Origin of the sequence: Gracilibacillus xinjiangensis, from assembly GCF_042651765.1 — a bacterium.
GTDB lineage: Bacteria > Bacillota > Bacilli > Bacillales > Amphibacillaceae > Gracilibacillus > Gracilibacillus xinjiangensis.
Map to the genome: position 1 here is coordinate 883,889 of NZ_JBHSDT010000004.1, position 22,276 is coordinate 906,164.

The following is a 22,276-nucleotide window of genomic DNA, read 5'->3' on the forward strand; positions in this document are numbered from 1 at the left end:
GGCTGAAGTTCCTCAGTAAGTGATTTTTGCTTTCTGAGGAAGTGAAAGCTGTGTCCGCGGAAAGTGAAGTGTTTTGACGAGCGAATTACTCCACTATCCAGTAAAAAGTAACTGTACTTATTTCAAGTGAAATGTTCGTATTTTATTGCCTCTTTTATAAAGGAGGCATATTTTTCTCTGATTCTATTTTATCGAGTACTTTGATTAATCCGCTAAAATGGGGTTTTACAATAAAATCTTTAGCACCATATTGCAAAGCCGAAGTCACATTGTTTTTCGTTGCAAGAGATGAAGAAATAATAACATTCGCACAAGGGTCTAACTCAATAATTTTCCTCAATGCATCTAATCCGTTGACTTTTGGCATGACAATGTCCATTAAAATAATGTTTGGTCGGAGTTTTTGATATTGCATAACAGCTTCTAATCCATTTTTTGCTTCACCGATGACTTTATATGGATGTTTCTCAATAATTTGCTTTAACCACTTACGCATAAATGTTGAGTCATCAGCAATAAGAACTGTCTTCATTTTGATAAACTCCCTTTATTCACATTCCTGTCTTCGTGTTGTATTACTATTTTACTTCAATTTCAGTTAAGTGTGAAGAAAATTCGATAAAATATTACAATTTTCTCATCACTCCTTTTAAAACGGTAAGGAGCCTGTAAAAACAGGCTCCATTCTTACTGAGTTATATATAATATAGCTTAAAGTTAATATCTTGATCATGATTACCAAATCCGCGGCCAAACAATGTAACGCCACCGACATGTTCTGCATTCTCTTTTACTTCAATACGCAGTTTCCAGCCATCTGTCGTCGTATCTAAATCATGGATAGTAACATCAGAAAGCGGATCACCACCCATGTATGTCCCGTGGGAAGTAATTCGAATTGTCTTCAATAAACCATATTGATTTATATTGTTCGGCCACCATTCTGGTGTATATTTACCTCTTGTGTCTGCGAAGTCACCCGGGCTTATCCATGTTCCTAACTCAATATCATTTAAGGTGAACGTAATATCAGAGGGCCATATTTCATTTGAAAAAGGGAATTCAGAAGAGATTTCGAAACTTATATCCAGCTGCTGTAATTCATCTTCCTCTCTTAGAAAGTTCGGTGTCTTATACTCTATAAACCCTTGTGTGAACCAGAGAATTCTGGCATCCATTCTCTGCGGATCCATAAAGTATTTCACATCATCAACTGGCCCGATAAAATCCTTGCTTGTGGCAAGACCACATGTAGGCAATACATGGTAATCAGTATAATGACCAACTGGTACAGATGTATCATATGTCGCAAATGAATGGTAGATTTTCTTCGGGAAATTAATTTCAATATGGTCAACTTTTAAGATAGAGATTCTTTGTAAACCGGATTTGCCGGGAATTTTCTCTGTACGGATAATTCCTGCCTTCTCAAGCTTTTCAACATGTTTTGTCACAATGGGACTACTAATTCCCAGAGCTGCAGATAATTCTTTTATATTCATTTTATTTTTAGATAGCAGGTTAATAATATGTATTCTTACTTCGCTTGCTAAAGCTTCATATACTGGTAATGACGACTTGTCCACTTCTAATTGCAATCTGATCAACTACTTTCTCTCAAATAATCATTTAATAATTATAAAGTTACAGTGACAAAATATGTTTTGATATAGATAGTTTTTATTAATCTATTATACCACTTTATCTAGTGAAAGAGATAGTTGAAGTTAAGGTAAAATGGAGAATTTCTTTTATTTAAGAATAAAATTAACTAATACATTAATTAACGTCAATAATTCCTTTCATGTAATAAAAAATTATAGTTTGGATAAATATAATCCATAACAATATGACAAAGGAACGGCAGAGTAATATGAGTTTTCTAACACCGATGTCACGATTACAGCCGCTGCGTACATTTATAAAGCGATAGCATGATAATGTAATCTAATGTAAAGCTTACTGCCTAGGGTTTTATTATTTGTTTTGATATATGGTTGCATTATGTATTTTAGGGTATACCAATGGTAAGAGATTATATGGAAAAGGTGATATGAGTGTTATTGGAAATTTCTGTTCTAATCCTTCTGATTTTTATAAATGCATTTTTTGCAGCATCAGAAATCTCTTTAGTTGCACTTAATGATAATAAAGTTAAGAGAAAAGCAAAACAAAAGGATAAAAAGTCAATCAAACTTCAAGCACTGCTATCAGAACCAGGCCGGTTTCTTGCAACAATTCAAATTGGAATTACATTAGCAGGATTTTTAGCGAGTGCTTTTGCTGCAGATAGTTTTGCAACACCACTAGCAGAATGGCTCATCGCAATAGGCGTACCGTTATCTGCTTCTCTCCTGAATACAATTTCAGTTGTTCTTATTACCATTCTTTTATCCTATTTCACATTAGTAATTGGTGAGTTAGTACCAAAACAGTTAGCTTTGCAAAAAGCAGAAACAATTGCATACGGCGTTGTATCACCATTAACCATATTATTTAAAATCAGTGCCCCTTTTGTAAAAATACTGAATCTTTCTACAAATTTAATTGTACGGTTATTAGGAGTAGATCCTCATGCAAAACAAGAGGAGGCAAATGAAGAAGAAATTCGAATGCTTGTCGATATTGGTGGGGAAAGAGGTACAATTGAGCAGGATGAGAAACAAATGATCCACAATATATTTGAACTTAATAATAAGACTGTTTCTGATATTATGACACATCGCACGGAAATAAGTGCAATAGAGCTTGGTACATCACTAACTGAAATTATCGATAAAATTAACCAAAAACGTTTTACCAGGTTCCCTGTTTACAAAGAAAATATCGACCAGATTGTTGGAATTCTACATATGAAAGATATGGTACCACTGTTAACAGATAGAGGGAAAGACCAGTCGATTGAACCCATTCTGAGAAAGCCATATTATGTCATGGAATCACAGCCGATTGATGTTGCCTTTCAGGATATGAAAAAGAATAATGTTCATATTGCAATGGTAGTGGATGAATATGGCGGGATTGATGGTCTAATTACAATAGAAGATATGATTGAAGAGATTGTTGGAGAAATCTTAAGTGAACATCACTTGCCAGGTGAACAGGAAGAAACACCATTAAAGCAAATTACCGCAAACAAGTACGAAGTGGAAGGAACAACCCATCTTTACTTGTTAGAAGAGGCATTTCATATCCAACTGCCTGCAGAAGAATTTGAAACAGTCAATGGTTTTCTTATTCATCAATTAGGTTATATCCCTAAAATAAATGAGTATCCAACAATTACTTATGAGTCTGTTGTTTTCAAAGTAACGGAAGTATCAGATTTGAGAATTGAAAAAGTACATGTTGCATTACAAAAAGATGTGGAGGGGGCAAATGACAATGAATAATTATCAACAAACGAAAGAAGATGTGCTCAAATATTTAGAGGGATCAGAAGAAGGATTATCAGATGCTATTGTAAAAAAAAGGTTGGAAGAAGAAGGATATAATGAAATTGCCGATAAAGAAAAAGTTCCAACATGGAAGTTATTCCTTGAGACATTTAAAGATGCCATGGTTATTGTTCTGCTCATTGCAGCAATTGTACAGTTAGTGCTTGGTGAGGTAATCGAGTCTACTATTATTTTCCTCGTAATATTACTGAACGCTGTAATAAGTGTAGTCCAAACAAAAAAAGCAGAAAGTTCTCTGGATGCTTTGCGTGACATGTCTGCCCCAGAAGCAAAAGTTATAAGAAATGGTACGACATTAACAGTAATGGCAAGAGAATTGGTGCCTGGAGATATTGTTAAACTCGAGGCAGGCGATTACATACCAGCAGATGGCCGTTTGTTAGAAGCAGAATCTCTCAAAATCAATGAAGGTATGCTGACAGGTGAGTCTGATGCTGTGGAAAAAATAACAGAACCAATCACTGACGAAGTATCAATCGGGGATCAACGAAACATGGTATTCAGCAGTTCACTTGTTGTCAATGGGCGTGGAACATTTGTTGTGACAGCAACTGGTGAAAAAGCAGAAATAGGCAAAATTGCAGAAATGATCGAAACAGCTGAACAAAAACAAACACCATTACAGCGAAAGTTAGATGCATTTAGTAAAAAGTTAGGGATTGCCATTTTGCTAATTTGTATCATCATTTTTGCTGTCCAAGTTGGAAGGTTATGGTTTACTGGAGCAGATGTTGATATGACAACAGCAGTGCTTGATGCATTGATGTTTTCTGTCGCCATTGCAGTTGCAGCAATACCTGAAGCATTATCTTCCATAGTAACTATCGTATTATCTGTTGGAACGAATAAAATGGCGAAACAACATGCCATTATCCGCAGACTTCCAGCAGTTGAAACATTAGGATCCACAAGTGTAATCTGTACAGACAAAACAGGTACATTAACGAAAAATCAAATGACAGTAACGGATTTTTATTTACCAGGTGTGGAGGATCCTTTTACGGATAAATGGGGGAAAAGTGAACAGCTGTTAATCCAAACAGCTGTACTTTGTAACGATTCCTATATTAATCAGGATAAAAATGAGATTGGTGATCCAACTGAGATCGCGTTAATTCACTTTGCGGAAAAACAAAAAGAATCATATAAAGAATTACGAAATAAATTTAAACGAGAAGCGGAGTTACCATTTGATTCTGATCGCAAAATGATGTCAACAGTCCATACAATCGATGACAAACGTGTGATGCTCATTAAGGGCGGTCCTGATGTGATGCTTGACCGTGCTTCATCGATATTAGTAAATGGTGAAGCGAAGAGATTAGATCAAGAATGGTTAGAGAAATTGAAAAATCAGAATGAAGACTATTCCAGGCAAGCATTACGAGTATTAGCGTTTGGTTTCAAAGAGGTTGACGATGATCACCAGATATCTTTAGATGATGAAAAAGACTTTACGTTAATTGGTCTTACAGCAATGATGGATCCGCCACGTGATGCCGTTTATGATTCAATTGAAGAAGCAAAGAAAGCGGGTATTAAACCTGTGATGATTACAGGGGATCATAAAACAACTGCAGAGGCGATTGGTAAAGAAATTGGACTGATGAATGAAGGGGATTTAGCAGTAACAGGTAAAGAATTAGATAGAATGTCTGAGCAGGAATTAGACGAAAAACTCGAAAAAATTTCTGTATATGCCAGAGTTTCACCAGAAAATAAAATTAGGATTGTAAAGGCATGGCAGAAAAAAGATCGAATTACGGCAATGACAGGTGATGGTGTGAATGATGCACCAGCATTGAAACAAGCAGACATTGGTATAGGTATGGGCAGTGGAACAGATGTTGCCAAAGATTCGGCAGCTATGATTTTAACAGATGATAATTTCGTTTCCATTGTCAAAGCAGTCAGTGTTGGCCGTACCGTTTTTGATAATATTAAGAAATCAATCGCTTATTTATTTGCAGGAAACTTAGGTGCGATCATTGCGATATTATTCGCAGTTATTATGAATTGGGCCAACCCATTTACAGCACTGCAACTACTATTTATAAACCTGGTTAATGATTCTTTACCAGCGATCGCTTTAGGTGTGGAAAAATCAGAACCGAATGTAATGAAGCGCAAACCTAGAGATATTGGCGAAGGTATCTTTGCCGGTGGTACATTAAAGTCTGTGATTATCCGCGGACTATTGATTGGTATAGCAGTTATCACAGCACATTATATCGGTTTACAGCATTCGGATGAAATGGGGGTAGCAATGGCCTTTACGACATTAATTTTGTCACGCACATTGCAAACATTCCCTGCGAGATCTAATGTCCAAACAGCATTTGGGGCAGGTTTCTTTAGCAATAAATATGTGCTCGGCGCAGTATTTGTTGGCTTTGTCCTTTATATCATTACCATTTTGCCTTTCGCACGAGATATCTTTCATATCCCGTCAGACTTTGGCTGGAATCAAGGGTTAATTGCAGCCGGATTAGCACTTGGCAGTGTCATTTTAATGGAGATAGTGAAAGTAATTAGAAATAAATAATTATTTGAGCAAGAGGTTAAGCAGTATAGAACAGCGGAAATATCAGCGAAGATATTTCCGCTGTTCTCGTTGGTGAGAGAAAAGTTAAGCAGATCTCAAACTGAACTGCTTCTGTAGCTAATTTAATTTGAAGATAGATAATACGATTATGGTTATGGTATAATGTACGTACAAGTAAAAGGGGGAATATGATGAAAAACTTAGGCGGTATAGTAGCACTACTATTTTCAGTTGCATTACTTGTAAGTACAATTGTATTTTATGAACCGATCGCAAAAGTAACTGGTGGAACAACAGAAAGTGTAAAGGAAACAAAATTAGAAATGTCGGGAGATACAGGGGGATTTGATGCTGAAAAAGCAATAGATGATCCAACACATGACCCTTCCATTTTCCAAGCAGATAATACGTATTATGTTGTATCGACTGGAATTTCAAGAGATCAAGAAAATCCTGGCGGTATCTTTATACGGAAATCAGAAGAAAATCTGGAAGGTCCCTGGGAGTCAATTGGTGAAATACCTGTACCTGAATGGGTGAAAGAATATAAGATAACTCATCTATGGGCACCATACGTTATAGAAAATAATGATACCTATTATTTATATTATGCTGCCTCCATGTTCGGTACAAATAATTCAGCGATTGGTGTGGCATCAACTGTAACCCCAGAAGACACAGAAAGCTGGGAAGATCATGGGCCAATCTTGCAAACAACAAGTAGAGATAGTTTTAATGCGATTGACCCAATGGTAATTGAAGATGAGGGAAAATGGTGGATTTTATATGGCTCACATTTTGGTGGAATCGTCTTAAAAGAATTAGTTAATATGACGGAAACTAGAGGGGAAGAATACGTTCTGGCCTCCAGACAAGCAACAACCGAGCATAACGCTATTGAAGGGCCGACCATTTTTAAGAAGGATGATTATTATTATTTACTTACATCATGGGATCAATGCTGTCAAGGTGTAAACAGTACTTACAAGGTTGCTGTTGGGCGCTCAGAGTCAATCATTGGCCCGTATGTAGATTCGAATGGTGTTGCATTATTAGATGGCGGCGGCGACATTATTCTAGAAGCAGAAGATAACCAAGTTGGACCTGGTGGACAAGATGTGATTGAAGTGTCGGGAAATTATTATATGATTTATCACTATTATGACGGAGATGCAAACGGAACCATCCGGATGCAAATTAGAAAAATTAACTGGGAAGATGATTGGCCGACATTCTAATAATAAAGGGAAAAGATTAGAGGGTTAGGTGAAAACTTAGCTCTTTTTTTTTTGCGAATGTTAAGAATTTGAACTTGTTTATTCTATCCATATTTAGGGTATTATTGAATGCAAATTAATTAGTCAGAGATCCACTTTACGGCTTATCTTATATTTATAAATAGATTGGTAAAACTATTCATTAAATGGAAGGGGTTCGAAAAACAAATGAAGAAATTAGTGATCATTGGCGGCGGTGGAACTGTTGGGAAAAAGTTATTTACTGCTTTGGAAAAGAACTATCAGGTATTGGTGTTAGACAACTCCATACAGGAGGAAACATCTACCTATCGTTATGTTGATGCAACGGATTACGATCAACTTCTGGATAAGATCCCGCAAGATACAGATGTTTTAATTAATTTACTAAGAATAGAGACGAACAATGCGATCGAGGAAGCAGATGTTTTTAATAAAATGACGGATGTTTTCTTCAAGGCAAGCTATTATCTCATGCTGATAGCAAAAAACTATAATATATCAAGGGTAATCTTTGCAAGTACAAATCATGTAACAGATTATTATGAAGAGAATGGCTTCTCTAAATTAGACCGCGAAATTACAACCACCGATTATCCCGCACCGAAAGGATTGTATGGTGTGTTAAAATTAGCCTCTGAGCATGCGGGTTTCATTTTCTCATATAATACAAACCTCTCTGTGATCAATATTCGAATTGGTTCAGTCCCATCCAATGAGAAAGATGCTTTAGAAAAAGATGACCGGTTAAAAAGGACGTTACTATCAGAAAGTGATCTGATTAATCTATTCGAAGCGGCAATTGAGACAGATAGAAAGTATGGAACTTATTATGGTGTTTCTGATAATAAAGGTAAACCTTGGGATCTATCGAATGCGATTTCAGAAATTGGTTATAAGCCTGAATAAGCAAAAACAGGAAAAGAGCATAAAGCTCTCTTCCTGTCTATTTAATCAATACCCGGGAACCACCCTGGAGTGTTAGTAATTATATTCCATAATGGATCTGGAATAACTAATTCTTGTTGCCTGTTTGTATTTAATTCTGTAATAATCTCTTCTTCTTTTCCAGCTTCTAGTTTTTCTACCCAATCTGGATCCATGATTAATTCTCTGCCAAGTGCAAGCAGTGGCACACCTGTTGCGAATGCTTTTTCGGCATCTTCTGCTGAATAAATTGAGCCGACTCCAATTAAAGGAATCCGGTTATTAATCATTTCAAGTAAATATTCAAGCCGGGATTTATCCAAATCTCCTACACCTCTGCGTGGTTTAGAGTTATAATCATTTAATGATACATGTAAGTAATCAAGCTCTTTATCAGCAAGGGTATTGACTAATTGTAAAGTTTCATCCATCGTAATTCCAGGTGTTTCGGCCTCTTCTGGTGAGAAACGGTAACCGACGATAAACGGGACAGTAGCATGTTTCTTAACCGTTTCCGTAACCTTCTCTACTACAGCCAGCGGAAAAGTCATTCGCTTCTCAAGGCTGCCACCAAAGCGGTCTTCTCTTCTGTTAGAATGTGGTGAAAAGAACTGCTGGATTAAGTACCCATTTGCTCCATGGATCTCTACCCCGTCAAATCCTGCTTCTATTGCTCGACGAGTAGTTTCTCCAAACGCATGAATGATTTCTTCAATTTCGTTTTCCGTTAACGGTCTAGGAACAGGATTGCCTTCACCACTAGCCGGAATATTGCTTGCACTCACCACATCTTCGTTTGGTACAAGGTCTGCCGGGCACATTCTCCCTCCATGGAAAATCTGCAAAATTGCTTTTGCTCCTTGTTTTTTAATACCATCAGCTAATTTCTTTAAACTGGGTATCATAGCATCATTGTCAGCGCCGAATTCGCCAGGAAATCCTTTTCCATCAGGTGTTACATAAGTACATGCAGTAATAACCATACTAACACCATGTGATCTTCTTGAATAATAGTTTACTTCTGCCTCTGATACGGTACCATCATCATTTGACGAAAAGTTCGTCATTGGCGCCATAATGATGCGATTTTTCAATGTTACACCATTAGGTAATGTATAGGAAGATAATAAGTCATTTGTCATTTGAATACCACCTTTTTAATGAATGTAGAGAATATGTTAGTTAATTTGTTGGGAAATGTACATTTATTTGCTCGAACATGAATTATAATTCCCAATATGACTTAATGTAAGCAAATAAATTTTTTTGTTTAACAGAAATTGTTACGATAGAACAGAAAGTGAAAGAAGAAAGGAATTGACATATGACAAATATAAATATACCTGTTTCCGTTCTTAATTTAGTTCCAATTAGAAAAGGGTCTGGTCCGAAAGAGGCAATTGACCAGATGGTTGATCTTGCCCAGGCAGTGGATGAAATGGGCTATGAAAGGTATTGGATTGCAGAGCACCATAATACAACAACATTAGTCAGTTCTGCAACAACCATTCTAATGAAACATACACTTGAGAATACGAAAAATATCCGTGTAGGTTCTGGCGGGGTAATGCTTCCAAATCATGCACCATTAGCGGTAGCAGAACAATTTGGTACAATGGCAACACTTTACCCTGAACGATTAGATCTGGGATTAGGCAGAGCACCCGGTACAGACCAATTAACAGCTAGTGCGTTAAGGCGATCAAAAGATGATCCTGTCTATACATTTCCAAAAGATGTTCAATCATTACTAACCTACTTCGGACCTGAAGAGGAACAAGGCTATGTCAAAGCATTCCCGGGGATTGGTACAAATATTCCTGTATATATTCTTGGCTCATCAACAGATTCTGCCCATTTAGCAGCAAAATTAGGTTTGCCTTACGTATTTGCATCACATTTTGCTCCAGCACATATGGAAGAAGCAATCTCTATATATCGGAAGGAGTTTCAACCATCTTCCTATTTAGATAAGCCTTATATGATGGTGTGTTTGAATGTGATTGCTGCAGAGACTGATGAAGAAGCACAATTTGAACTAACGACAATGCAACAGTTCTTTTTAAATATTGTTCGTGGTACCAGAAATCCATTAAGTCCCCCAGTTGAGGATATGGAGGAGTTGTGGACAATGCAAGAGAAACATGTAGCGTCTTCTATGTCCAGTGTTACACTGCTTGGAAGTAAAGCATCCATTCGGGAACAGTTAACAAATTTCCAAGAGAAATACCATGTAGATGAAATAATGGCTGTATCGTACATTTATGATACAGACAAACAGAAACGATCTTATCAAATATTAAAAGAGGTAGTGGACGGGAAGTGAGGAATTGCCTTCCAGTAGAAGAAGCAAAATCTGTTTTTAAAGGATTTGCTTCTTTTCCTTTTTCAAATGAGATAATTATTTAAAATAGTATTCATTTGAGTTAAATAGTATAATATATGAAAAGAAATCAAGGGGGTATGTATGATGATGAATGCATTGGTATTACAATCTGACTTTGGCATAGAAGATGGTGCGGTGAGTGCAATGAAAGGTGTAGCACATTCTGTCAGCAGAGTAATTCCAATTTATGATAATACCCATGATATCCCGCCATTTGATATTTGGGCAGCATCTTATCGACTATGGCAGACAGTAGCATATTGGCCCAAAGGAACCGTTTTTGTTTCCATTGTTGATCCTGGTGTCGGGACCAATCGAAAAAGTGTTGTAGTAAAGACGAATGATGACCAATATATTGTGACACCAGATAATGGCACACTTACACATATCGCCAAGAAAGTCGGCATTAAAGCAATGCGGGAAATTGATGAAAAGATCAATCGTTTACCGCAGTCAGGAGCGTCCCATACTTTTCATGGCAGAGATGTTTATGCATATACTGGTTCAAGATTAGCAGCCGGTGTAATAATGTTTGAAGAGGTAGGACCTGCATTGAATACAGAAGAGGTTGTGGTATCTCCATTCTACGAGCCAGTGTTAACAGAGAACAAAATAGAAGGTTCAATCGACATACTTGATATTCGGTTTGGAAACCTTTGGACAAATATAAGTCGTGAAATGTTCCTGGCGTTGGAATGTGAATATGGAGACCATGTAGAAGTTACGATTCAAAATGAAAGTCGTCAAGTATATAATAATGTGATGACATTTGGACGTTCATTTGCTTCGATTCATATCGGAGAGCCACTAGTCTATGTTAATTCATTAGACAATATGGCAATTGCTATAAACCAAGGTTCATTTGCAAAAGCTTATAATATCGGAACAGGTGCCAGTTGGAGAATTACAATGAGAAAAAGTTAATGCATATATACATGCAGCATTGAAGTTTTACCGGTTTTAATTAGAGGAAGTGATCAAGATTAATTTTTTCAAAGATTTAAAATATTTATTTAAACGTTTTGTATTAATTGCAAACGTGCTGCCAACATTATTTGGTTTTTTGCTAGCATGGAAATATTACGAAGTGTCTTTTACTAATTATTTTCCTTCATTCCTCTTACTTATTATTGGGAGCGGGATGCTAGTTGCGGGAGCTTTGGCATGTAATAATTGGCTGGAAGCAGATGTGGATAAATTAATGGAGCGTACAAAAAACCGCCCAACAGTTACTGGAACCATGTCGTTAAAAACAGTTCTTGGCATTGGACTAACTTTAAGTATTTCCGGTCAGCTTATCCTGCTTTTTATCAATTTTGAAGTAGCCTTATACGGCTGGATTGGCTGGTTTACTTATGTTGTTGTGTACACAATTTGGACGAAAAGACGTGTAACGTGGAATACGCATATTGGAAGTTTATCCGGAGCGGTAACACCACTGATGGGCTGGGCCGTTATTGAACCAGCATTTCATGTCATACCGCTCTCTTTATTTTTGATTATGTTCTTATGGCAAATGCCGCACACTTATGCTATTGCTATTAGAAAGTATGATGATTATGCTAGAGCAGGTCTGAAAATGCTGCCAGTTGTAAAAGGGTATCAAACAACTATTCGCAGAACAAGTATTTACATTGCATTACTTTTCTTTGTTCCATTTATGATCAATCATCTTAGTGTCATGTTTTATCTATTGATAAGTATATTAAACCTAGCATGGTTTATTATTAGTCTGAAAGGCTTTCAAACAAAAAAAATGAAAAGCTGGGCAGATCAATTATTTATTAGTTCATTAATTTATTTAATGGGCGTATATACATTGTATCTCATTTTCGTTTAGTAAAGTAGGTAGTTTATATATGACAAGTACAATTGGATTATTTGCACATGTGGATGCAGGTAAGACAACTTTTGCCGAACAACTTCTATTCCATACTAATCATATTCATCAGCCGGGACGTGTCGATCATCAAAATACGTACCTTGACCATCATACAGTAGAACGGGAACGCGGCATTACTGTATTCAGTGAACAAGCATTAATGGAAACGGACAAATCTATGTATCAATTAATTGATACACCAGGCCATGTAGATTTCTCTGCTGAGATGGAACGGATGGTCCATGTGATTGATTATGGGATAATTATTGTCAGTGCAGTGGAAGGGATTCAGGGTCACACCGAGACAGTTTGGCAGTTATTAAGAGAGCACGATAAACCTGTTTTCTTCTATATTAATAAAATGGATAGAGAAGGCGCGGATAAGGAAGCCGTTATGCAAGAAATAGAAAAGGATTTTGCTGGTTCCATTTTTGATGCAATGAAGTTCTTTCAATCAGATTGCCTAGATGATGATTTAAAGGAGAAAATTGCCGAAAAGGATGATTTTTTATTAGAACAATATTTAGAAGGGAATTCTGATGAAAAGTTATGGAGGGCAAGGGTTGCTGCAATGGTTCAATCAAGGACCCTATTCCCGTGTTTCTGCGGATCCGCCTTACAAGGTATAGGAATTGATCATGTTATTAAGGCGCTAGATGAGTGGGCAGGTAAAACATGGGATAATTCCAGACAATTTATTGGAACTGTATATAAAATCAGACATGATAAAGATGGCCATAAATTAACATTTATAAAAGCATTACAAGGGCAAATGTCTGTTCGTGAACAATTAAATGGCGAAAAAGTGAATGAATTAAGAATTTATGACGGCCAAAATTTTTCATCTGTTGATAAAGTGGAGGCAGGCCAATTATTCGCTGTTGCCGGTTCTAGTACATTATCAATCGGGGATACGGCAGGAGAAGGTAAGAAATCTGCAACTTATACGATGGTGCCAACAATGAGAGTGAAAGTGGAATATGGTAAGGAAGAAAGTGACAGAGATATGTTGCAATTGTTTGAGTTGCTAGATGCAGAAGACCCTTCCTTACAGGTAGAGTGGGATAATGAATTAAAAGAGATTCATTTGCATATTTTAGGTGTAATTCAGTTAGAAGTGTTAAAACAATTGGTATTTGAGCGTTTTAATAAGTTGATCGATTTTACTCCCCCTGAAATTCTTTATAAGGAAACGATTAAATTTCCAGTCATGGGGTATGGGCACTTTGAACCGTTAAGACATTATGCAGAAGTTCATCTGCAATTAAAACCAGCAGAAAGAGGAAATGGAGTAACATTTGAAAATAGATGCCATGTTGATGATTTACCATTAAATTATCAAAGATTAGTAGAACAGCATGTTTTTGAAAGGGCTCATACAGGGATACTGACAGGGGCTGTGTTGGCAGATATTCATATAATTCTGATAAATGGCCGTGCACATGAAAAACACACATCAGGCGGGGACTTTCGAGAAGCTACCTATCGAGCAATACGCCAAGGTTTAGAGCAAGCAGAAAAGTTACTTCTTGAACCTTATTATGAGGTGAAAATAAAGGTACCTTCCCATTTAATTGGCCGGGTAATCGCAGATATTGAGAAGGCTAACGGTTTATTTGATGCCCCGGTAACAGAGGGAGAAAAAGCAATTTTAACTGGTAAAGTCCCTGTCTCAACATTTCGGGATTATCCGATAACCTTCGCTTCCTTTACAAAAGGTAAAGGCTCGTTACAGCTGCGTTATGCAGGCTATTATGAGTGCCATAATCCAATAGAGGTTATGGAGAAGCTAGCTTATGATAAAAATCAGGATCCAATTTACCGGTCTTCATCCGTTTTTTGCGCCAAAGGGGAGAGTTATTCTGTCCCATGGCATGAAGCAAAGGAACATATGCATGCAAATACAGAAAAAGCAACGCACTAATATGCTGCGTTGCTTTTCCATTTCAAGTCTTATATGATAGGAGGATTAATCTTCATCATCGTCATCTAAATCATCTTTAGAAACAGAAATAACAGAACCAGTATATCCATCAATTTCTATCTCAATTTCATTAGTTGTTGTATGGATTTCTATTTCATATACCATATGACCGTCATCTTCATCTAACTCCAATTCTTTAACTGTTCCACTATGTTGATCTAACGCAATCGACTTCGCTTTCTCAGATGAAATTAACGTTTTCGTTGTGGTTTTTGTTTGGCTTTGTTTACTAGTACCGTCATCAACCTGGTTTGTGTTTGTTGAAGTAGTTTCATTGCGGTCATCTGCATTACTCTCATTTGAATTTACAGTATGGTTTGAATTACTTGCTGATTTTGTAGAAGTGGTTTGTTGTGCACTGTTAGATTGGTCAGTTTTCCTGTCATCATCTGTTTCATTATTATCAGAAGCAGCTTTTACGATGACCTTTTCCTCTAATTTTAAAATTTCCCCAGTTTCAGCATGCAGTTCAAGTTCATAGTGTGATTCTGTTCCTTTTATCTCCACTTCATAGACTCTGCGATTATCATTTTCTTCTAATTCAATTTCAACGATTTCACCTGAAAATTGACTCTTTACTTTATCCTCAGCCTCTTGTTCAGATAAATAAGCACTTGCTTTATTTGGTGAAAACTGCAGAATTGCTAAAATTCCTCCGACAACAAGTAAACTTGTTAATACAATAAAAAATGTTTTATTTTTCATGAAAAGTACTCCTTTCTATTCGATACTTTTATTGTAGACTTCGATAATGAGTACCTCATGAGAGAAAAATGAGAAATGGATGAGAAATCCTCTCATCTTTCTTATTTTGGGATATGGATGGAGAAAGTAGAGCCTTTTTTAAGTTGACTGTCTATCGTAATATAACCGCCATGTGCATCGATTATGGCTTTGCAAATCGCCAAGCCTAAGCCACTCCCGCCAGCTTTTCTGCTTCTTGCTTTATCTACTCGATAAAAACGATCGAAAACTAGTTTTTGATCGTTTTCACTTAAACCATCACCAAAGTCATGAACAGAAATAAGCACATGCTCCTCTTTATCTACTAAATAGATGTTAATTTCTTTATCACTATATTTACAGGCATTATCAACTAATATATAGATTGCCTGGTATAGTTTTTGCTTGTCTGCACTAACCATTCGAGACAAAGGGGATTCCTCATATAAGTGGATATCACGATTGTATGCAATAGATAATGAGCGAACCACTTCACGAATCAAATCAGTAATATTAACTGGTGCAAAGCGGACATTCTCGATCGTTTCATTCTTTGCCAACATGAGCATTTGCTCTGTTATATGCTTCATTCTACCAGCTTCTGAAAGAATGGCATCAACAGCTTCATCAAATATTTCTGTTCTTTCTTTACCTCGTCTCTGTAGTAACTCTGTATAGCTGGTTATCACAGATAGTGGTGTTTTTAACTCATGAGACGCATCTGAAACAAATCGGGCTTGTTTAGCCATATTCTCGTCAATTCGATCAATCATTTGATTATATGCTAGTTGCATTTCAGCAATCTCATCTTTCCCATTTGCTGTTATCGATATTTTTTCCCATTTTCCATTCTTTGGATTACTGTTGATCTCCCTTGTTAGCCTCTTTATCGGTTTAGTAACATAGTGAGCGATCATGATGCCTGCTAAAATAGCTGGTATGATCATAAATAATGAAGTGATCAATAAAACAACTTGGAGTCTGTTGAGTGCATCTTTCATGGAATATAAAGCTTCACTTACTTGAAGAGTAACAATGGATCCATCATTCCAAATAACAGGGATGGCTACCTGTACATATGGTATATCATCTGATGAATGGTTTAGTGTTGTCATCTCTTTGTCGGTATATTGAACTGGCCAATTATGGTAGCTTGCGTCTTTGGCATAGTTATGGATCGGATGGTTTGTTTCATCAATAATACGAATCATTCCATTAGCAGGTAAGAATGCCTTTAATAGGCGCGAACTGTCTACATTGATTTCATCTTGCTGAGCAATAGCCTCCATAATGGATAGCGCATCTTCCTTCACACGAGCTATCTCGTTCTCACTAACTCTGCTTTCATATAAAAAATAGACAACACTGTTGACGAACACAACAACAATTACCATTCCTATACTTAAAAATAACTGTACTTTTGTCCCCAGTTTCATATCTTTATGTCCTTTATAGTATAACCAACACCGCGAATCGTCTGGATGGTAGACTTATTAAATGGTTTGTCGATTTTATTTCGGACATAACGAATATATACATCTACTACATTTGTATCACCAGCATAGTTATATCCCCAAACTTTATCGAGCAGTTGCTCTCTTTGGAAGACTTGGTTTTTATTTTTAAGTAAAAATGTTAGTAAATCATATTCCCTTGGTGTCAGTTCAATTGACTGTGTGCCTCTTTTTACACTTCTCGATTTCAAATCAATCAGAAGATCATCAAATAGCAGCATGTCTGTTTCCTGTTGTTGATTAGTATTTGTTCTTAAATGTACTCTAATTCTAGCCAGCAGTTCTTCGATTTGGAACGGCTTTGTTACATAATCATTTGCACCAAGATCTAAACCTGATACTTTATCATGCACTTCGTCTCTTGCTGTTAATAGAATAATAGGTGTATCTTTATTTATTTTGCGAAATCTTCTTAACACTTCGAGACCACTCATTCCTGGTAACATAATATCTAATAATACCAATTGGTAAGTATTTGAATGCAATAACTGAAAAGCATGTTGTCCATCTAAAGCTGTTTCTGTTTCATATCCCTCATAACTTAATTCCAATTCCAATACTCTTGCAAGTTTCTCTTCATCTTCAACAATCAATATGGACGACATCCTGATTCACCACCTTCTTTTCAATAATATAGCACAGACATGATAAAAAAGTGATAAAACGAATAATATTGTTGACATTTTCCAATTGCTAGATTACCATAGTTAATAATTACATATCTATTCTTATCCAGAGAGGTGGAGGGACTGGCCCTTTGAAGCCTCAGCAACAGACATATTGTACTGTGCTAATTCCAGTAGCGTTTGCTGAAGATAAGAAGAGCAGTGAAACGGCATTCAACCTCTTCTTATTTGTAAGAAGAGGTTTTTTCTCATTTTCTCATGTTATCATAAGAATAGATAAATACATATTGAGAGTAGGATAATTATGACAACAATTACAAATGTAGCACCATTTCGAGCAGACCATGTAGGAAGTTTATTAAGACCTGAAAGATTAAAGCAAGCACAAGCTGATTTTAAAGCAGGAAAAATAACAGAGGATCAGTTAAATGAGATTCAAATAGAAGAGGTAAAAAGAATTGTAGACAAGCAAATTGAAGCTGGTTTAGAGCTTGTTACTGATGGAGAGTTTAGAAGGCTGTGGTGGCATACTGATTTTATGGAAAACTTGAATGGTTACGAGGGGTATGTACCAGACCATGGGTATCAATTTGCTGACTTAGAAACAGAACCATATAATGTTAGAAACATTGGGAAGATTTCTTTTAATCCAGATCATCCTTTTATTCAACACTTTAAAGATTTCAAGGAGATTGTTGGCAACAGGGCTGTAGCTAAGCAAACAATACCTAGTCCAAACCAATTCTTTTATCCTAATTTAAGAAACCATGATTTCTATCCCGATATGGAAGAATTCACTAAAGATATCATTCAAGCATACAAGGATGCTGTGAAAGCATTTTATGATGCAGGTTGCCGTTATTTACAATTTGATGATGTATATATTGCTGGACTTTCTTCACCAGACATGAGTTTTGAAGGAGATATCTATAATCGGGAACAATATATCGATCTGGCACTAAGGGTGGTAAATGGTGTCCTGGAAGACAAGCCGGAAGATTTAATTGTTACAACACATTTATGTCGCGGGAACTATCAATCATCATGGGCATTTAAGGGCAGTTATGAGTTAATTGCACCAACTTTATTTGCAAAAGAAAAGGTAAATGGTTTCTTCTTAGAGTATGATGATGAAAGATCAGGCGGATTCGAACCACTGGCTGAAATTCCAAAAGGTGGAGCGAGAGTGGTTGTGGGTGCTGTGACTTCTAAAACAGGTGAACTGGAAGATAAGGAAGCAATAAAAGCAAAAATTAAAGAAGCGTCCGAATATATTCCTCTTGATCAACTTTGCTTAAGTCCACAATGTGGCTTTGCATCAACACATCATGGAAATATCCTGACAGAAGAAGAGCAATGGAAGAAATTAAAATTTATTGTTGATGTATCAAAAGAGATTTGGGGATAAAATAATAGAAGACTATCGCTCAACAGAGTGATAGTCTTTTCATTTTCTGGAAATGCATGTTCACTGTTCCATCAAGTACGTATGCTTACTCTTCATTACTGTTCATCAATGTATTCATTACTGCACTCATTTCTTCTAAATAAAAATGAAAAGAAGGGAAAAACAATGATGAGAAAATGGTGATTAGAGTAAGTATATCGCTAAGGAAACCCTCCGCTTTTAAAGTTACATTAAACAGTTACTAGTTCTCCTGTATTGGATTTTTCCACTTTTTCTATGGAGAACAAAAGTTCAGACAGCTTTTCGTAATCTTGGTTATCCATAGCAGTACTTAGAGAATCCAGAAATTCTCCCCATTGTTTTGTTTCTTCGAAAATTTGCGCAGCCATACACGTAGTATTAGCTGAAATCAAGCGTTGTGCCCAGCTGTATAACGGATGTGAAGTATCATGAGGTAATGCATCAATATGAGCCAACTTTTGAATAGTCTCTGCTAGTTCAGCTACTTCATTGTTCTTTAATTGGGTAAAGAGTAATTGACGTTTCTTGTTGTCATTAGGTGTAATGCTCTTTTCAAAATACAAACGGTCTAATCTACTTAATAAAATAGCAGCTTTTCCTTTCGTATCTTTGGTTGCTTTCTCTCTGATATCAATAATTTTAGATATGTTCTCTTCTTTAAAAGGCCCATGGAATCCTGTATTTGAGTCCATGTAACGAAGAATTTGAGCGCCGCCCAATCCGATACCATCCGTACCTGTATAGATGACTTGAGGTAAGTGCTTGAACCTGAATCCAGCAGAAAAATAAGTAAGTAAACCTTCTTCATGTGCTTTATGAACCATTGTAAGTGCTTCGGAGAAGGTAAGTTGCTCAATTACACACTTACTTGGATACGTATTAGCTGTTCCATCCCAAGTAACTTTATCAAATCCGCCTTCTTTAACTATTTCAATGCCTAACATTCCAATTTCAAAGCGATCTGTAATTAGCTTCGGTTTGCCGTTATTTTCTTTTATAGTTTTCTCACGGTCATCTAAAATAGGCGTGTTTATGTTGAAAGCTGCCGCTAATGCTTGGGTATGTGGATCTCTTCGAACATTACCCGCCATGTATTTCATGAATCGTATTGCCTCAGTTGCTGTCATCCTCTCAATTGCTAATTTGCATTCGGTTAAACCATCCATAAAAATAGCTGAACATGCTGCAGACCATGTATGTACAGTTTTTACAGCAGAAGGTTTAAAATCACTTTCAAATAATGGTCTCCCGACATATGATGAGGATGGTGCATCACCACCAACATTCAACTTAACTCTCCCAATAATGTTGAAATTGGGTATGCGGTACGGCTCAACTAATTCACGGTCTTGATCACTACCTCTTTCCAGGTGTTCAATGTGAACAATCACCCCTTTTAAATTATCGTTGGACTTTAAGGTTCCATACAAATGTCCTAATCCTGGATCAGTAATGGAAGCATAAGTTTGAACATCACGGAAGCCTGAATTTCCCCAAGGAATAATAGGACCATTATAACGATGCCCTTTTTCTAATAGTACATAGGCAAAGCGAATTGCCATTCGTTCATCAATAGTTGGTAAGCGATTTTGCTTCCGTAAGTCTGTAATAAGATTACTGATTACATGTAAATATTGAGAATTTGTTAGCTCTGGCGGTTCAATGTTATCTAAATCACCTTCTAGTTCTATGTGTATATAGAATCTGCCATCTTTCATATATAGCTTACTGGAATTTTGTCTTTCTTCCCATGCTTCTAAGTGGAGGTTAAGTAATGAATAGATGTGAAAAATGTTATTTAATAAAGTCTTCGAATCTTGATTTTGTTCCAGTATTTGATTTATTTCATGGAGAAAAAGCGTCTGAAATGTCTCTAATTCAGGAAATTCCTGTACTAATGATTTTAATTCACTTTGAATTCTTATATAAAAATCATTTAGTGTACAATATTCACTAATAGAATATGGAGTATTCTTTATGAACTGTTCATCTGTGGGTGATAAATCTTTTATTTTTTTTATCCTTAGTTCTTCCATAGCATCCAAAAGATCGGCACAAATTGCTCGTTTTAATAAACCCTCGTTAAACTGTAAATATCCTGCTTTCAATGAGTTACTTTGTAAACCATTGAAAGCATATTTTTTTGTATTCATGAAAACCCTCCTAATATTTTAAAATAAATCTAACAGCAAAAACCTTGCAAATGAATCTCAAAAATAATAGAATGATGTTAAACAGAATGAAAGAAAGCGTATTCTTAGTCGTTATCTCTTATGCGGCCAAACATTTGAAGGTAACGACACATTCTATTTTTTCCTTAAAACCCTTTAATATGATCATCCCTCCTCTTAAATAGTTTTTTTCATCAGCACCACCTTTCTTGGAAATTTTTCCTTATTAGAAAATACATGTTTATTATAGTTCTATTGTAATATTTTGAAAAGTAGGTACATTCTTCTACTATAATTACAATTGTTATACCTAGTTACTTATGAGTAACTAGACATTTGTGATGAACTAATGTTTATTAGATATATGGTTTTCTGGTGTGTTGTCTATTTTCATAAATTTTTAAAGGAGGCACTTTATGTGTGTAGAAAAGGAAATCTTTGAACCAGTTAGGGGGAAAGACAAATGTCCTATTAACAGTGTGTTAGAAGTGATAGGAGGAAAATGGAACTATAAAGTTATCCTTCGTTTAAATGATGGATCTAAAAGATTTGGTGAATTATTAGAGTGCCTTAATGGAATTAGCGCAAAAACCCTTACGTACTGTTTAAAAAAATTAGAAAAAAAAGGCATTGTTAAGAAAACAATTTATCCTGTAGTTCCGGCACATGTTGAATATGAACTAACTAAGAAAGGATATGAATTACAGATTCTCTTTGAGGAAATGCAAAATTGGGGAGATAAGTGGGAGAATTAAAAGAGAAGACTTAATAACATTATTTGTGGACTTCATGAAAATTAGCAATATATATTTATCGTTACAGAGAAAAGGGAATAACCCAATAATTTTAACAAGTAGGTCTGAGCATGGATGGTATGCTTGCTTGGTTCCCTGAAATTCGTCTCCTGGTTTACAATCCATGCTTTTAGCAACCCATGTTAATTTGTGTGAAAAAATAAAAGAAAAGTAAGATATTTAGAGAGAAGGCCTATAATATAGGGATTTAGTGCATTAATTCATTTCTGATGTTTCCTTTTTAACGAACTTTTTATAGTTTTCTCCCCAATCCCTCATTAAGAGAATGATAGGCTCGAGAGTACTTCCAAATTCAGTCATGGAATATTCTACTTTTGGTGGAACTTCAGCATACACATGTCGCTGAATAATACCATCATCTTCTAGTTCCCTTAATTGAAGTGTCAACATTCTTTGAGTAACTCCAGGCATTAATTTTCTAAGTTGGCTGAATCTCTTTTTTCCATCAATTAAATAAAATAAAATAACTCCTTTCCATTTCCCGCCAATAACGTCCAGAGTACCTTCTACTGGACAACCTTCCGGGCACCCGTATCCACTTTTTCTGTTTCTCATTGATT

18 protein-coding genes and 1 riboswitch are annotated in these 22,276 nt (G+C 36.1%); of the genes, 10 read left to right on the forward strand and 8 right to left on the reverse strand.

Annotated elements, in window-relative coordinates; genetic code table 11:
* Nucleotides 1–154: 154 nt before the first annotated feature.
* Both ACFOY7_RS08265 and ACFOY7_RS08270 read right to left on the reverse strand, forming a co-directional pair.
* Nucleotides 155–532, reverse strand: a complete 378-nt coding sequence (locus ACFOY7_RS08265; RefSeq protein WP_390251257.1) for a response regulator — start codon at nt 530–532, stop codon at nt 155–157.
* A gap of 163 nt (nt 533–695) precedes the next feature.
* A complete protein-coding gene (locus ACFOY7_RS08270; protein ID WP_390252063.1) occupies nt 696–1,598 on the reverse strand; it encodes an ArsR/SmtB family transcription factor in 903 nt (300 codons plus the stop codon).
* A gap of 459 nt (nt 1,599–2,057) precedes the next feature.
* Here ACFOY7_RS08270 and ACFOY7_RS08275 point away from each other — a divergent pair, with 459 nt between their 5' ends.
* From ACFOY7_RS08275 to ACFOY7_RS08290, 4 genes are all read left to right on the forward strand, one after another.
* Complete coding sequence (locus tag ACFOY7_RS08275) at nt 2,058–3,392, forward strand: hemolysin family protein (RefSeq protein ID WP_390251259.1); 1,335 nt, start codon at nt 2,058–2,060, stop codon at nt 3,390–3,392.
* The gene (locus tag ACFOY7_RS08280; RefSeq protein WP_390251262.1) at nt 3,385–6,003 is read left to right on the forward strand and encodes a cation-translocating P-type ATPase; all 2,619 of its coding nucleotides are present in this window, start codon (nt 3,385–3,387) and stop codon (nt 6,001–6,003) included. Before ACFOY7_RS08275 ends, ACFOY7_RS08280 begins: the two co-directional genes overlap by 8 nt.
* 191 nt (nt 6,004–6,194) lie before the next feature.
* Nucleotides 6,195–7,241: an arabinan endo-1,5-alpha-L-arabinosidase gene (locus tag ACFOY7_RS08285; protein WP_390251264.1), complete on the forward strand. Its 1,047-nt coding sequence runs from the start codon at nt 6,195–6,197 to the stop codon at nt 7,239–7,241.
* A 207-nt stretch (nt 7,242–7,448) separates the two neighbouring features.
* Complete coding sequence (locus tag ACFOY7_RS08290) at nt 7,449–8,168, forward strand: NAD-dependent epimerase/dehydratase family protein (protein WP_390251266.1); 720 nt, start codon at nt 7,449–7,451, stop codon at nt 8,166–8,168.
* A 41-nt stretch (nt 8,169–8,209) separates the two neighbouring features.
* On the opposite strand, the gene ACFOY7_RS08295 is transcribed toward ACFOY7_RS08290, so the two are convergent.
* On the reverse strand, nt 8,210–9,328 hold the full coding sequence (locus ACFOY7_RS08295) for an NADH-dependent flavin oxidoreductase (protein WP_390251268.1): 1,119 nt from the start codon (nt 9,326–9,328) through the stop codon (nt 8,210–8,212).
* Nucleotides 9,329–9,510: 182 nt separating this feature from the next.
* On the opposite strand from ACFOY7_RS08295, the gene ACFOY7_RS08300 reads away from it, so the two are divergent.
* The 4 genes from ACFOY7_RS08300 (at nt 9,511) to ACFOY7_RS08315 (ending at nt 14,378) form a co-directional block, all read left to right on the forward strand.
* Complete coding sequence (locus ACFOY7_RS08300; protein ID WP_390251270.1) at nt 9,511–10,512, forward strand: LLM class flavin-dependent oxidoreductase; 1,002 nt, start codon at nt 9,511–9,513, stop codon at nt 10,510–10,512.
* 141 nt (nt 10,513–10,653) lie between these two features.
* The gene (locus ACFOY7_RS08305) at nt 10,654–11,496 is read left to right on the forward strand and encodes an SAM hydrolase/SAM-dependent halogenase family protein (RefSeq protein ID WP_390251272.1); all 843 of its coding nucleotides are present in this window, start codon (nt 10,654–10,656) and stop codon (nt 11,494–11,496) included.
* 49 nt (nt 11,497–11,545) lie between these two features.
* Complete coding sequence (gene cyoE / locus ACFOY7_RS08310) at nt 11,546–12,412, forward strand: heme o synthase (protein ID WP_390251274.1); 867 nt, start codon at nt 11,546–11,548, stop codon at nt 12,410–12,412.
* Between the two features lie 19 nt (nt 12,413–12,431).
* The gene (locus ACFOY7_RS08315) at nt 12,432–14,378 is read left to right on the forward strand and encodes a GTP-binding protein (protein ID WP_390251276.1); all 1,947 of its coding nucleotides are present in this window, start codon (nt 12,432–12,434) and stop codon (nt 14,376–14,378) included.
* Between the two features lie 45 nt (nt 14,379–14,423).
* Here the strand turns inward: ACFOY7_RS08315 and ACFOY7_RS08320 are convergent, their stop codons facing one another.
* The 3 genes from ACFOY7_RS08320 to ACFOY7_RS08330 all read right to left on the reverse strand — a co-directional run bounded on the left by ACFOY7_RS08320 (nt 14,424) and on the right by ACFOY7_RS08330 (nt 17,280).
* Nucleotides 14,424–15,143 carry a PepSY domain-containing protein gene (locus tag ACFOY7_RS08320; RefSeq protein ID WP_390251278.1) on the reverse strand — a complete coding sequence of 240 codons (720 nt, stop codon included), beginning with the start codon at nt 15,141–15,143 and terminating at the stop codon, nt 14,424–14,426.
* Nucleotides 15,144–15,244: 101 nt separating this feature from the next.
* Nucleotides 15,245–16,597 carry a sensor histidine kinase gene (locus tag ACFOY7_RS08325; protein WP_390251280.1) on the reverse strand — a complete coding sequence of 451 codons (1,353 nt, stop codon included), beginning with the start codon at nt 16,595–16,597 and terminating at the stop codon, nt 15,245–15,247.
* Nucleotides 16,594–17,280: a response regulator transcription factor gene (locus tag ACFOY7_RS08330; protein ID WP_390251282.1), complete on the reverse strand. Its 687-nt coding sequence runs from the start codon at nt 17,278–17,280 to the stop codon at nt 16,594–16,596. The genes ACFOY7_RS08325 and ACFOY7_RS08330 overlap by 4 nt, the downstream gene beginning before the upstream one ends.
* Before the next feature lie 120 nt (nt 17,281–17,400).
* Nucleotides 17,401–17,497: riboswitch (SAM riboswitch) on the forward strand.
* Nucleotides 17,498–17,605: 108 nt separating this feature from the next.
* Between ACFOY7_RS08330 and ACFOY7_RS08335 the strand changes: the two genes are divergently transcribed.
* Nucleotides 17,606–18,709 (forward strand): 5-methyltetrahydropteroyltriglutamate--homocysteine S-methyltransferase, encoded by a 1,104-nt coding sequence (locus ACFOY7_RS08335; RefSeq protein WP_390251284.1) that lies wholly within the window; start codon nt 17,606–17,608, stop codon nt 18,707–18,709.
* 230 nt (nt 18,710–18,939) lie between these two features.
* Here ACFOY7_RS08335 and ACFOY7_RS08340 read toward each other — a convergent pair whose 3' ends face one another.
* Nucleotides 18,940–20,883, reverse strand: coding sequence for a hypothetical protein (locus ACFOY7_RS08340; protein WP_390251286.1), 1,944 nt, complete (start codon nt 20,881–20,883; stop codon nt 18,940–18,942).
* Between the two features lie 434 nt (nt 20,884–21,317).
* Between ACFOY7_RS08340 and ACFOY7_RS08345 the strand changes: the two genes are divergently transcribed.
* On the forward strand, nt 21,318–21,656 hold the full coding sequence (locus ACFOY7_RS08345; protein WP_390251288.1) for a winged helix-turn-helix transcriptional regulator: 339 nt from the start codon (nt 21,318–21,320) through the stop codon (nt 21,654–21,656).
* A 255-nt stretch (nt 21,657–21,911) separates the two neighbouring features.
* Here the strand turns inward: ACFOY7_RS08345 and ACFOY7_RS08350 are convergent, their stop codons facing one another.
* Nucleotides 21,912–22,271, reverse strand: a complete 360-nt coding sequence (locus ACFOY7_RS08350; RefSeq protein ID WP_390251290.1) for a winged helix-turn-helix transcriptional regulator — start codon at nt 22,269–22,271, stop codon at nt 21,912–21,914.
* Nucleotides 22,272–22,276: the final 5 nt, after the last annotated feature.

Coding starts and splice junctions, on each gene's coding strand:
- ACFOY7_RS08265 (WP_390251257.1), bottom strand. CDS start 532: ATGAAGACAGTTCTTATTGCTGATGACTCAACATTTATGCGTAAGTGG.
- ACFOY7_RS08280 (WP_390251262.1), top strand. CDS start 3,385: ATGAATAATTATCAACAAACGAAAGAAGATGTGCTCAAATATTTAGAG.
- ACFOY7_RS08285 (WP_390251264.1), top strand. CDS start 6,195: ATGAAAAACTTAGGCGGTATAGTAGCACTACTATTTTCAGTTGCATTA.
- ACFOY7_RS08290 (WP_390251266.1), top strand. CDS start 7,449: ATGAAGAAATTAGTGATCATTGGCGGCGGTGGAACTGTTGGGAAAAAG.
- ACFOY7_RS08295 (WP_390251268.1), bottom strand. CDS start 9,328: ATGACAAATGACTTATTATCTTCCTATACATTACCTAATGGTGTAACA.
- ACFOY7_RS08300 (WP_390251270.1), top strand. CDS start 9,511: ATGACAAATATAAATATACCTGTTTCCGTTCTTAATTTAGTTCCAATT.
- ACFOY7_RS08305 (WP_390251272.1), top strand. CDS start 10,654: ATGATGATGAATGCATTGGTATTACAATCTGACTTTGGCATAGAAGAT.
- ACFOY7_RS08315 (WP_390251276.1), top strand. CDS start 12,432: ATGACAAGTACAATTGGATTATTTGCACATGTGGATGCAGGTAAGACA.
- ACFOY7_RS08320 (WP_390251278.1), bottom strand. CDS start 15,143: ATGAAAAATAAAACATTTTTTATTGTATTAACAAGTTTACTTGTTGTC.
- ACFOY7_RS08325 (WP_390251280.1), bottom strand. CDS start 16,597: ATGAAACTGGGGACAAAAGTACAGTTATTTTTAAGTATAGGAATGGTA.
- ACFOY7_RS08330 (WP_390251282.1), bottom strand. CDS start 17,280: ATGTCGTCCATATTGATTGTTGAAGATGAAGAGAAACTTGCAAGAGTA.
- ACFOY7_RS08335 (WP_390251284.1), top strand. CDS start 17,606: ATGACAACAATTACAAATGTAGCACCATTTCGAGCAGACCATGTAGGA.
- ACFOY7_RS08340 (WP_390251286.1), bottom strand. CDS start 20,883: ATGAATACAAAAAAATATGCTTTCAATGGTTTACAAAGTAACTCATTG.
- ACFOY7_RS08345 (WP_390251288.1), top strand. CDS start 21,318: ATGTGTGTAGAAAAGGAAATCTTTGAACCAGTTAGGGGGAAAGACAAA.
- ACFOY7_RS08350 (WP_390251290.1), bottom strand. CDS start 22,271: ATGAGAAACAGAAAAAGTGGATACGGGTGCCCGGAAGGTTGTCCAGTA.